General features: G+C 69.9%; 9 protein-coding genes, 2 rRNA genes and 1 pseudogene (1 of these 12 running past the window's edge). All 12 read right to left on the reverse strand.

The window, feature by feature from the left end; genetic code table 11:
* Positions 1-116: 116 nt before the first annotated feature.
* The gene (locus ACF9IK_RS06120) at positions 117-815 is read right to left on the reverse strand and encodes a SanA/YdcF family protein (protein ID WP_395298476.1); all 699 of its coding nucleotides are present in this window, start codon (positions 813-815) and stop codon (positions 117-119) included.
* A 169-nt stretch (positions 816-984) separates the two neighbouring features.
* The gene (locus tag ACF9IK_RS06125) at positions 985-1,644 is read right to left on the reverse strand and encodes a MerR family transcriptional regulator (protein WP_395293216.1); all 660 of its coding nucleotides are present in this window, start codon (positions 1,642-1,644) and stop codon (positions 985-987) included.
* Positions 1,645-1,912: 268 nt separating this feature from the next.
* Positions 1,913-2,389: a bifunctional nuclease family protein gene (locus ACF9IK_RS06130; protein ID WP_148641491.1), complete on the reverse strand. Its 477-nt coding sequence runs from the start codon at positions 2,387-2,389 to the stop codon at positions 1,913-1,915.
* Positions 2,390-2,463: 74 nt separating this feature from the next.
* Positions 2,464-3,159, reverse strand: a complete 696-nt coding sequence (locus tag ACF9IK_RS06135) for a MerR family transcriptional regulator (protein ID WP_395298477.1) — start codon at positions 3,157-3,159, stop codon at positions 2,464-2,466.
* A gap of 182 nt (positions 3,160-3,341) precedes the next feature.
* Positions 3,342-3,884 (reverse strand): FHA domain-containing protein, encoded by a 543-nt coding sequence (locus ACF9IK_RS06140; RefSeq protein WP_313766689.1) that lies wholly within the window; start codon positions 3,882-3,884, stop codon positions 3,342-3,344.
* A gap of 553 nt (positions 3,885-4,437) precedes the next feature.
* Positions 4,438-5,442, reverse strand: a complete 1,005-nt coding sequence (locus ACF9IK_RS06145) for a DUF881 domain-containing protein (RefSeq protein WP_395298478.1) — start codon at positions 5,440-5,442, stop codon at positions 4,438-4,440.
* A gap of 265 nt (positions 5,443-5,707) precedes the next feature.
* A complete protein-coding gene (locus tag ACF9IK_RS06150; protein ID WP_030062488.1) occupies positions 5,708-6,040 on the reverse strand; it encodes a small basic family protein in 333 nt (110 codons plus the stop codon).
* A gap of 249 nt (positions 6,041-6,289) precedes the next feature.
* Positions 6,290-7,183, reverse strand: a pseudogene (locus ACF9IK_RS06155) (DUF881 domain-containing protein); the annotation flags it as partial.
* A 207-nt stretch (positions 7,184-7,390) separates the two neighbouring features.
* Positions 7,391-9,886 (reverse strand): sugar phosphate nucleotidyltransferase, encoded by a 2,496-nt coding sequence (locus ACF9IK_RS06160; protein ID WP_395293217.1) that lies wholly within the window; start codon positions 9,884-9,886, stop codon positions 7,391-7,393.
* A 123-nt stretch (positions 9,887-10,009) separates the two neighbouring features.
* Positions 10,010-10,630, reverse strand: a complete 621-nt coding sequence (locus ACF9IK_RS06165) for a CDP-alcohol phosphatidyltransferase family protein (protein ID WP_395293218.1) — start codon at positions 10,628-10,630, stop codon at positions 10,010-10,012.
* A gap of 104 nt (positions 10,631-10,734) precedes the next feature.
* Positions 10,735-10,851: ribosomal RNA gene (rrf, locus tag ACF9IK_RS06170) — 5S ribosomal RNA — on the reverse strand.
* 79 nt (positions 10,852-10,930) lie between these two features.
* Positions 10,931-11,811: ribosomal RNA gene (locus ACF9IK_RS06175) — 23S ribosomal RNA — on the reverse strand; it runs 2,237 nt beyond the window's last position.

Here is an 11,811-nt window from a genome sequence, read left to right on the forward strand (position 1 = left end):
TCATGCCGCACGGGTCCGACAGTCCGTGCGAACCACGGCCCGCGGTCGCTGCGCCGTACCCACTGCCCACGCCGCCCACTGCCCACGCCGCCCCGGGATCCCGGGCCCCGGGCGTGCTACGGCCGGGGCGCGGCCGCCGCGTCGGCCAGCGCGCGGGGGATGCCCTCCTCCTTGGGCCCGAGGAAGACCGGGTCCGGCCGCATCAGCACGTTCAGCGCCGCCTTGCCAGCCCCGGGGATCTCGCGCACCCCGCCGTACAGCCAGGTGGCGTCGCGCCACTCGGGCACACCCACCGCGTACGAGTCGATGCCGGCCGCCTCGCAGAGCGCCAGCGCCCGCCGGACGTGGAAGTCCTGACTCACCAGGACCGCGCGGTCCACGCCGAAGATCCGGTGCGCCCGGGTGCAGGAGTCCCAGGTGTCGAAGCCCGCGTAGTCACCGACCACCCGGATCTGCGGCAAACCGTGCTCGACCAGGTAGTCGCGCATCGCATCGGTCTCGTCGTAGCCGTCGCGCCCGTTGTCACCGGTGACCAGGATCGCCTGCACCTTCTGCGCCCGGTACAGGTCGACCGCCGCATCCAGCCGGTGCGCCAGGTAGGGAGAGGGCTTGCCGTCGAACAGCCCCGCGCCGAACACGACCGCAACCGGGGCGCTCGGCGCGCTCGCCACCGTGCCGACCCGGTCCCCCGCGGCGATCCAGAGCCAGGCGCTCGGCGCCAGCGCCAACACGCATCCGGCGGTGACGAGTTGGAACAGCCGCCGCTGGGTTCGCCGTTGCCGCAGCCCCGCCCCGAACCGGCGTACCCGCCGCACCGTCAGGTCGATCACTCCCGAGCCGCCCCGCACGTTCCCTCCCCCGCTCGGTGCGCCGGTTCCCCGGCAGCCCGGCCTGTTCGATTCCATCAGGCACGACGAGGCCGTGGGCCCGGACGGTTCCCCGTCCGGGCCCACGGCCTCGTCCTTCGCTCGATCAGTCCGGCGATCAGACCGCGCGGTTGCGGCGCTGTGCCAGCTCGTCGCCCGGGTCGTGCCCGACCACCGTCTCCCCGGTGTCGGTCCGCTCGGCGTGCAGCCGCCCGAGGGCCAGCTCCAGCTCCTTCCAGACCGCGCCGACCGCGATGCCGAACACGCCCTGACCACCCTTCAGCAGGTCGACCACCTGCTGCGGCGTGGTGCACTCGTACACCGTGGCGCCGTCGCACATCAGCGTCAGCCCGGTCAGGTCGCCGACCTCGGCCGACAGCAGGTGGGCGACCGCCACCCGGATGTTCTGCAGCGACACGCCGGCGTCCAGGAGCCGCTTGACGATCTTCAGCAGCAGGATGTCGCGGAAGCTGTACAACCGGTGGCTGCTCGCGGGGTAGACCGCACGGACGCTCGGCTCCAGCAGGCCCGTCCGGGCCCAGTAGTCCAGCTGGCGGTACGTGATCCCGGCGGCGGCACAGGCCGTCGGGCCGCGGTAGCCGATCAGCTCCGAGGTCGGGGCGAGCCGCTCGATGGCCGGCTGACCCGGCTGGACGGCCGGAAACCGGCCCATTCGGGGCAGGTCCGTCCGGGGCAGGTCCGACACGGTACGGCCGGTGCGCGGCATGTGCACGGCACACAGGCCTCCCACGGCCGCGTCATCGCCGGTGCCGGTCATGCCTACCTCCGTCCACTTGCTGCGGGCAACCCAGACTGCGGGGCGACAGGCACCCGGGCAGCCACTCCTGACGGTAGGCAGTCGCCCATGACCCGTCAACGATCGCCACGCCGGGCCGGGGAATCCCCATCGCTCAGGAGAGTGGTTTTTCGTGCCCCTAGTGTGGGTAGACGAACGCTATTTGGCAAAACGACCAAACGAGTACGTCCTATCGGCCCGGCTGCTTGCCGCACGCGTGCGCCCGCCGGACGGAAACCACCGGATCGGGCTACTGCGGCGCGCCGCCGCCGAAGTCCTCCGGCGAGACCTGGTCGAGGAACTCGCGGAACTTCTCCACCTCGTCCTCCTGCTCGTCCGGGATCGCGATGCCCGCCTCGGCGAGCACCTCCTCGCTCCCGTAGATCGGCGTGCCCGTGCGCAGGGCCAGCGCTATCGCATCGGACGGCCGCGCGCTGACCTCCACTCCGCCGGCGAAGACCAGCTCCGCGTAGAACACGCCCTCCCGCAGATCAGTGATCCGCACCTCGGTGAGCTGCTGGCCGAGCGCCTCCAGGACGTCCTTGAACAGGTCGTGCGTCAGCGGGCGCACCGGCGTCATGCCCTGCTGGGCGAAGGCGATCGCAGTCGCCTCGCCGGGGCCGATCCAAATCGGCAGGTAGCGATCGCCCCCGACCTCCCGCAACAGCACGATCGGCTGGTTGGAAGGCATCTCCACCCGGACACCCACGACGTCGAGCTCATTCACACAGGCAACCCTATGGCCCGCGCCCCGGATATGAAAGCGCAGAGCCGACAGCGCTGGTCAGCGGCCCGGAGCCGTCACGCGCGGGTGCGCAGACCGGCCTGGACCATAGCCGCGTGCAGCCGCACCGAGAGCGTCGCGAGCTCCCGTGCCGTGGCCTCGGCGTGCGCCCTGGTCTGCGGGTTCCGGTGTCGGCGCAACGGCGCCACGACCTGCTCGACCAGCGCGATCTCGCGGTCGGCGGCGGCCTTCATGGCCCGCAGGTGGCGAGGCTCCAGCCCGTACCGGCCGAGCTCCGCGACCAGCCGGGCGACCTGCAGTGCCTCGCCGTCGTAGCCGCCGTCGGGCCCGGACGCGACCAGCCCGTAGGACTCCCACTCGGCCAGCTCGCCCTCGCCGGCCTCGGCCGCGGCCAGCAGCTCGGCCCGGCCCAGCCGGACCCCGGTGGAGGCCTCCGCGGTCGCGACCAGCTCGCGGTCCGCCTCCTCCAGCGGTCCGGGGCGGCTCTCGGCGGCCGGCAGCGCCGGCGGGCTCTCGCCGCGCTCGATGGCTTCCAGGTGATCGCGGATCACCCGCAGTGGCAGGTAGTGGTCACGCTGCATCCGCAGGACGTAGGCGAGCCGCTCGACGTCGGCCGGGCTGAACTTGCGGTACCCCGAGGGCGTGCGCTGCGGCTCCACCAGGCCCTCGGCCTCCAGGAACCGGATCTTCGAGATGGTGACCTCCGGGAAGTCGTCCCGCAGGAAGGTCAGCACCGCGCCGATGCTCAGCAGCTCGTCGCCGCCGCGCCGGCGGCCGCCCCCGGCCGGCCGGTCCGGGCGGACCGGCTGCCTGGGGGCCGCGACCGCCCCCCACGTGCCCTGGTCCGTCTGCGGACCGGAGGATGCGGGGGCGGCCGCCCCGAGCGGAGAGGAAGGGGTATTCGTGCTCACTCGGGCTCCTGCCGAAGTTGGGTTCAGTACCCCCGGTTGTGGCTGGCGAAGAACACCAGCCGGTACTTCCCGATCTGCACCTCGTCGCCGTTGTTCAGCGGCACCTCGTCGATCCGCTCGCGGTTGACGTAGGTGCCGTTGAGGCTGCCCACGTCCGCGACGGTGAAGCCGCCGCCCGGCGTCCGGCGGAACTCCACGTGCTTGCGGGAGACCGTGACGTCGTCCAGGAAGATGTCGCCCTGCGGGTGGCGACCGGCCGTGGTCTTGTCCGAGTCCAGCAGGAAGCGGCTGCCGGAGTTCGGGCCGCGCTGGACGATCAGCAGGGCCGAGCCCGGGGGCAGCGCGTCGATCGCCGACAGCACCTCGGCCGACAGGGCCGGCGTGCCGGTCCCGGTCGTCGTGTTCGGGTCGTAGGACTCCAGACCGGAGATCGAGATGGTCGAGGTGGTCTCCACCGCCCCCTCGGGCAGCGCACCACCGCGCAGGGCCGTACCGCAGTTGGAGCAGAAGCGGGCCGACGCCGGGTTCGGGTTGCCGCACCGGGGGCACGGAGTGGGGCCAGCCATGTTCACAGCCTCCTGGCGAGGCACACCCGACGGGTTGTGCCCGGCGTACGGGTCCGGGGCAAACCCTCCACCAGAGATTGAGGGTCCTGACTGGAAACCTATGCGCGGGTCGCCGGAGGGGTCAACCGACGCGCCGTAGCCCGCCGGATTCCCGGCGAACTGCTGGCCCCCGCCCTCGCGGAAGAGCGGGCGCTCGGCGTACTCCACCCCCTCGGGGGCGGGTCGCATGCCCGGCACGGCGGGCTCTTCGTCGGCACGACGGTGACGCGCGGTGGGCGCCTCGACGGCGGCCGCGTCACGGTCCTTGCTACGACCGAACAACTTCGAGAAGAAACTCACGGGCGAATCCCCTTGCGTGTGACAGACCCGCCCGCGGGGCAGGGTGAGAACCTCGGACAGGCTGCGGGCCCGGTCTGCGATCGGGCCGGCTGGAGTGGTACTCCGACGTGTGGTGCTCCGACATGTGCTGGTGTGGACCAGTCTCGCCCACCCGACGGCGGCACCCCGCACCGGGGGCCGCCCGCAGGTGACGGACCGTACGGCAGGCGCCCCGTCACTTCGGAGCCGGCTTGGCGTACTGCGGCGTCTTCAGATCGACGAGGGCGTCGACGGCGACCTTCTGCTGTTGGGAGATGGTCGCCCGGGCCTGATGACTCTCCAGGGTGCGGACGACACCCCCCGGGATGTTCAGCGCGGGTGTGAGGTCCTGCGGGTTCCCCACGACGGTGAAGCGGTACGGCTGCGAGACCTTCTTCCCGTCGATCAGCACGCCACCGCCGGACGCGTCCGTGAAGTAGGTGTTGACCACCACGCGCACATCGTTGATCTGAATCGCCTCCGCCCCCGCTGCTCGGAGTTCCTGCAGGGTGTCCAGCAGCATATCCGCCTTCACCTGCCCTTGGGGATCATCGACCGTCAGTACGATGCCCGGACCAGTGGCTTTGACGGTGCCGGCGAGCACGCCGAGCTCCGTCACCTTCTTCCTGGTCTGCTCCTGGGCCTCCTTGGCCTGGTTGGAACTGTTCTCCAACTTGGTCAGGGACTGCTCAAGCTCCGCTTTCTCCTGTTGGAGACGCTGCTGACGGCTGTCCAGTTCGTCGAGGATCCGGACCAAGTCCTCCTGACGTGCGCCGCGCAGCTGGCTGTGGTGGTCGTTCGTCGAACGGACCTGGATCGCCAGGGCCAGACCGAGGGAGAACAGCAGCACCGCCACCACCAGCTGGCCGCGGGAGAGCCGCGGCGGCCAGAGCGCCGCCTTCAGCCGCCGACGCCCCGCGCCCCGGTCGGCAGCGGGAGCGGCGGGAGCGGCGGACGCGGGTTGCGCAGGGGAGGCCGCCGGCTGGGGTGCGGACACCGGCTTCGACGTCCCACCCTCCGGCTCGGGCTCGGGCTTCGCCGCCGGCTCCGCGACGGGCTCGGCCTGCTCGGCGGTCTGCTCGACCTCGGTCGCCGCGTCGGCCTGACCCTCCTCGGCCGACTCGTCGCCGGCCGACTCCCGGTCGGCCGCTGTCTGCCCGACCGCCGGCTCCTGCGCCGTTGCCGGCCCCGGACGCTTCACCGGCCCGGCCGGGCCCGGCCGCTCGGTCTTCCCGGATTCCACGGCCTTCTCGGCGGTCCCGGCCGACTCCGCCGACTCCGCAGGCGCGACCGTCGGCTCGGCCGCCTTCGGCAGCGGCTTCACCGGCTCCGGCGCCGTCCCGCGCTCCGCGCCGCCGTCCTCGCGCACGACCACTCCCGCCTGTCCGTCCACCGTCGTTCCGGCCTTCGCCGCATCCTCCGTCGCCACGTCCGTCCTCCTCGCGGCGGCCGGCCCGCGGCCCGACTCAGGCGCGGAAGACATGGCGCCTGATCGCTGCGGCGTTGGAGAAGATGCGGATGCCGAGCACGACGACCACGCCCGTGGACAGCTGGGAGCCGACGCCCAGCTGGTCACCGAGGAAGACGATCAGTGCTGCGACCACCACGTTCGACAGGAACGACACGATGAACACCTTGTCGTTGAAGATCCCGTCCAGCATGGCCCGGACACCGCCGAACACGGCGTCCAACGCAGCCACCACCGCGATCGGCAGGTACGGCACGACGGCGTCCGGCACCTCGGGCTGGACGAAGAGCCCGACGACCACCCCGATCACGAGACCCAGTACGGCAATCACGGTCTAGCTGCTCCTGTCCCTGCGGAGGAGGGCGACCCGCTCGCGGGCGCCGTCGACGAGTGGGTTGTCGTGGTCTTGCTGGAACCGCCCGGGGGGGCGCTTCCCGGAGGAGAACGTGCTCGGCGCCGCCGACGGGGTCGTGGAGGGGCTCGCCGACCGGCTGCCGGAGGCCGTCGGGCTCGGGGACTGGCTCGGAGCCTCGGACGGGCTCGTGCTCGGGCCGGCACCGGGACTCGCCGTGGGCTCGGGCGTGGACTCGGCCGTGGCGGGCTGCGCCGACCGCAGGGTCACACCGACCGCGGCCGGCAGCGTCAGACTCTTCTGCGCCGAGATCGTCGACTTGATGCCGTACTTCTCCTGCAGCAGGCGCAGGTACTGGCCCGCCATGTGGTTCTCGAACGCGCCGACCAGCCTCGGGCCGTCGCCGAGCGCCTGCACCGTGTAGGGCGGGACCAGCGGCCGGTTGTCCACCAGCACCGCCTCACCCGCGGCGCGTATCGCCGAGAGGGCGGTCAGCCGCTGCCCGTTGATCGAAACGGCCTCCGCGCCGGACTCCCAGAGCCCGTTCACCACCAGTTGCAGATCGCGGTCGCGCAGCCGGCCGCTGTTCGAGAAGCCCTGGCCGGCCCGTGGATCGACGTTCCCGCCGGCACCGGTCCCGGCGGCGTCCTCCAGGACCAGCCGGACACCCGGGCCGGTCACCTCGCCGAGGCCGACCGCCCCCGCCAGGACGGCCGGATCGCCGTCCCCCGGGGCCAGCGCCTGCTGCTGGGCGCTGTCGACCTTCCGCCGCAGGTCCTGGATCTGTTGTTGCAGCCGCTCCACCGAGGCGTTGCTGTCGTTGACCCGGTGGATCAACGCGTCGCGCTCCTTGGCCAACGTCGGCGCCGCCTCGTGCGCGTTCACCGCGCCCACCGTCAGGACCGCCCCCACCAGGGCAAGGCCCGCGCCCAGGGTCAGCAGACCCCGGACGGTGCCGGGTATCCGACCGTCGTGGTCCCCGCCCCTCGCCGCGGCCGCCTCGGCATAACCCTCGTCCAGACTGTGGTCCATCACGTTGGTCAGCAGGGACATCGAGGCGTCGGGACGGTTGAACCGTCCGTTGCTGGCACTCGGCGTCGGCGTCGCTGGCATGCGGACCATCGTCCCACGTCGGCTGAGGGGCCCGTGCACGCCCCCTGAGTCACGAACTCCCCAGAAGCCGCAGACCGACCTGAACAGCCATGGAACGGACAACGGGGCGGTGCGGCACACCTGCCGCCCGCCCCGCCGCCCTGGGCCCGTCACCGGGCCGCGGTGCCCGTCAGTGCCGACCGACCGGCACCCGGCGCCGCGGCCACGGTCAGATCCTCACCGCCCGGCGCTCTCGACCACCGCCGCCCACTCGTCGAGCAGGGCGTCCGTCGCCTCGTCGTCCGGGCCCTCGGCCCAGAGATGAGTGGTCGCCTCGGCCGGGTCCGGCAGGACCAGCGTCCACCGCCCGTCCGCCTCGACCACCCGGACTCCGTCGGTGGTGTCCAGCCGCCGGTTACCGGCCGCCTCCACCACCGAGCGCATGACCATGCCCTTCGCGGCCCACGGTGTCGCGATGTCCCGCCGGCGGATGTGCGCCTGGGGGATCCGCGCGTCGATCTGGCTCAGCGTGAGCTGGGTCCGGGCCACCAGCCCGACCAGCCGGACGAAGGCCGCTGCCCCGTCCAGCACCCCGCTGAACTCCGGGACCACGAAACCGCCGCGTCCGTCCCCGCCGAACACCGTGCCCTCGGCGGAGGCGGCCTTGGCCAGGTCGTCCGGCGTGGTCGTGGTCCAGATGACCTGGGTGCCGTGGTAGGCGGCGACCTGCTCGGCGATCCGGGTCGTGGTGACCGGGAGCGCCACCTGGCCGCTCCGGCGTTCGGCCGCCACCAGGTCGAGCAGCACCAGCAGCGCCCGGTCGTCGTCGATCACCCGGCCCAGCTCGTCGACGAAGGCCACCCGCTCGCCCACCGGGTCGAAGCGGACGCCGAACGCCGCCCGGGAGGAAGCCACCAACTCGCCGAGCCTGGCCAGGCCGGCCCGGCGCTCCTCCGCGTCCTCGGTTGGCCGCGCCTCGTCCAGCCCGCTGGAGACCGTGAGGGCCTCAACCCCGAGCCGGCCGAGGATGCTCGGCAGAACGAGCCCTGCGCTGCCGTGCGCGGTGTCCACGACCACCTTCAGGCCCGCCTCGCGGACACCGGTGGTGTCCACCGTCCGCAGCAGGTTGCCGGCGTAGGAGTCGAAGACGCTGGACGGGAAGGTCAGGTCCCCGATCTCGCCAGGGAACGCGCGCCGGTACTCCTGGCGTGCGTAGACCCGGTCCAGCTTCCGCTGCCCGGCCTGGGAGAGGTCGGCGCCGCGCTCGTCGAAGAACAGGATGTCCAGCGAGTCCGGCACCCCGGGCGTGGTCCGCAGGAAGATCCCGCCGGCGCTGCCACGCGCGGTGTGCTGGCGTGCCACCGGCATCGGCACGTTCTCCAGGTCGCGCACATCGATCGCGCTGGTCTGCAGCGCCGAGATCATCGCCCGTTTGAGCGCACGCGCACCACGGGAGTGGTCACGCGCGATGGTGACGGTGGCGCCCTTCTTCAGCGTGGTGGCGTACGCGCCGGCCAGCCGCACGGCCAGCTCCGGGGTGATCTCCACGTTGAGGATCCCCGAAACGCCGCGGAGCCCGAACAGGTGCTCCTGGCCGCGGGACTCCCAGATGACCGAGGTGTTGACGACCGCGCCGGCCTCGATGGTCTTGAACGGGTAGACCCGGACGTTGGCCGCGATGATCGACTCCTCGCCGACCAGGCACTCGTCCCCGATCACCGCGCCGTCCTCGATCCGCGCGGCCCGCATCACGTCGGTGTTCTTGCCGACCACGCAGCCCCGCAGATTGCTCTGCGGCCCGACGTAGACGTTGTCGTGGACGACCGCCTTGTGCAGGAACGCCCCGCGCTTGACGACCACGTTGCTGCCGAGCACGGTGTGCTCGCGGATCTCCACGCCGGCCTCGACCTTGGCGTAGTCCCCGATGTACAGCGGCCCGCGGAGGACCGCCTCCGGGTCGACCTCGGCGCCCTCGGCCACCCAGACGCCCGGCGAGATCTCGAAGCCGTCGAGCTCGACGTCGACCTTGCCCTCCAGGACGTCCGCCTGGGCCTTGCCGTAGCTCTCGTGCGTGCCCACGTCCTCCCAGTAGCCCTCGGCCACGTAGCCGTAGACCCGCTTGCCCTCCTTGAGCAGCTGCGGGAACACATCGCTCGACCAGTCGACGGACTCCCCTGCCGCCACGTAGCCGAAGACCTCGGGTTCCATCACATAGATACCGGTGTTGACCGTGTCCGAGAAGACCTGCCCCCAGGTCGGCTTCTCCAGGAAGCGCTCGACCCGTCCCTCGTCGTCGGTGATCGTGATGCCGAACTCCAGGGGATTCGGAACACGGGTGAGACAGACTGTGACCAGTGCGTTCTTGCTGCGGTGAAACTCGATCAATTCCGAGAGATTGAAGTCGGTCAGCGCGTCACCGGAGATCACCAGAAAGGAGTCGTCCTTGAGCGCGTCCTCGGCGTTCTTGACACTCCCCGCCGTGCCCAGGGGTGTCTCCTCGTTGGCATAGGTGAGGTTCATACCCAGCTCTTCGCCGTCACCGAAGTAGTTCTTGACCAGGGAGGCCAGGAACTGGACGGTCACGACGGTGTCGGAGAGGCCGTGCCGCTTCAGCAGCCGAAGCACGTGCTCCATGATCGGCCGGTTGGCCACCGGAAGTAGCGGCTTCGGCATGCTGGAGGTCATCGGGCGGAGTCGGGTGCCTTCGCCCCCTGCCATTACGACGGCTTTCATTACGGGTGCGTCCTCCTTCGCGGTGGTGGACCTGCAGGTCCATCAAACCGTTCCAGGGGTGGTCTACCCGGAAGATATCGTCCGACTCACCGTGTCGCCGTGGGACTTCTCTCAGATCACGTCTCAGACTGTGGACGCGGAGGAGGCCGCGCCACCGCGGATGATCTGCCGCACCTGGATCGCGTACAGAATCCCGGCCCACCAGTAGAGCGTGGTGCCCCACCAGATGAAGGCCCAGCTCACAATCTCCGCCGGCTGCGCGATCCAGCTGTCCCCGGTGCCGAGCAGCAGAAGCGGAAAGGCGTACATCAGATTGAATGTCGCGGCCTTCCCCAGGAAACTCACCTGCAACGGCCCGTAGCCGTGCCGGTTGAGAATCGGCAGGAGCGCCGCGATAAAGAGCTCACGGGCCAGCAGGATCGCCGTGAGCCACCACGGCAGGATCTCGCGCCAGGTCAGGCCGAGGAGGGTCGACAGCACGTAGAGCCGGTCAGCCAGCGGGTCGAGCAGTTGGCCGACCCGGCTGATCTGCCCCCACCTACGGGCGAGCTTCCCGTCGAGGTAGTCGCTGATGCCGCTCAGCATCAGGATCAGCAGCGCCCATCCGTCGTTGTTCGGTCCCCCGAACACCGGCCAGAGGATGAGCCAGAGGAACAGCGGAACGCCGACCAGCCGGCCCATGCTCAGCAGGTTGGGGATGGTGAGGACGCGATCCGTCTGGACCTGCGTCTCCTGGACCTCCACCCGGGGGCCTCCTGTACGTGTGACGACCGTGCACGACTGCACGTTGACCTTACAACAGAGAAGCCCCCGTCCGGTTCCCCGGCGGGGGCTTCTCTCGAAGAATTGTTCGGCGGCGTCCTACTCTCCCACAGGGTCCCCCCTGCAGTACCATCGGCGCTGTGAGGCTTAGCTTCCGGGTTCGGAATGTAACCGGGCGTTTCCCTCACGCTATGACCACCGAAACACTATGAAACTATCTACCGCCCACCCATCGATGGCGGGGGTCGTTGTTTCAGAACAACACAGTGGACGCGAGCAACTGAGGACAAGCCCTCGGCCTATTAGTACCGGTCAACTCCACCCCTCACAGGGCTTCCATATCCGGCCTATCAACCCAGTCGTCTACTGGGAGCCTTACCCTCTCAAGGAGGTGGGAGTGCTCATCTCGAAGCAGGCTTCCCGCTTAGATGCTTTCAGCGGTTATCCCTCCCGAACGTAGCCAACCAGCCATGCCCTTGGCAGAACAACTGGCACACCAGAGGTTCGTCCGTCCCGGTCCTCTCGTACTAGGGACAGCCCTTCTCAACACTCCTACGCGCACAGCGGATAGGGACCGAACTGTCTCACGACGTTCTAAACCCAGCTCGCGTACCGCTTTAATGGGCGAACAGCCCAACCCTTGGGACCTACTCCAGCCCCAGGATGCGACGAGCCGACATCGAGGTGCCAAACCATCCCGTCGATATGGACTCTTGGGGAAGATCAGCCTGTTATCCCCGGGGTACCTTTTATCCGTTGAGCGACGGCGCTTCCACAAGCCACCGCCGGATCACTAGTCCCTACTTTCGTACCTGCTCGACCCGTCAGTCTCACAGTCAAGCTCCCTTGTGCACTTACACTCAACACCTGATTGCCAACCAGGCTGAGGGAACCTTTGGGCGCCTCCGTTACCCTTTAGGAGGCAACCGCCCCAGTTAAACTACCCACCAGACACTGTCCCTGATCCGGATCACGGACCCAGGTTAGACATCCAGCACGACCAGAGTGGTATTTCAACGACGACTCCACAACAACTGGCGTTGCCGCTTCAAAGTCTCCCACCTATCCTACACAAGCCGAACCGAACACCAATATCAAGCTATAGTAAAGGTCCCGGGGTCTTTCCGTCCTGCTGCGCGAAACGAGCATCTTTACTCGTAATG

Source organism: Kitasatospora hibisci, assembly GCF_043950205.1.
GTDB classification, from domain to species: domain Bacteria; phylum Actinomycetota; class Actinomycetes; order Streptomycetales; family Streptomycetaceae; genus Kitasatospora; species Kitasatospora hibisci.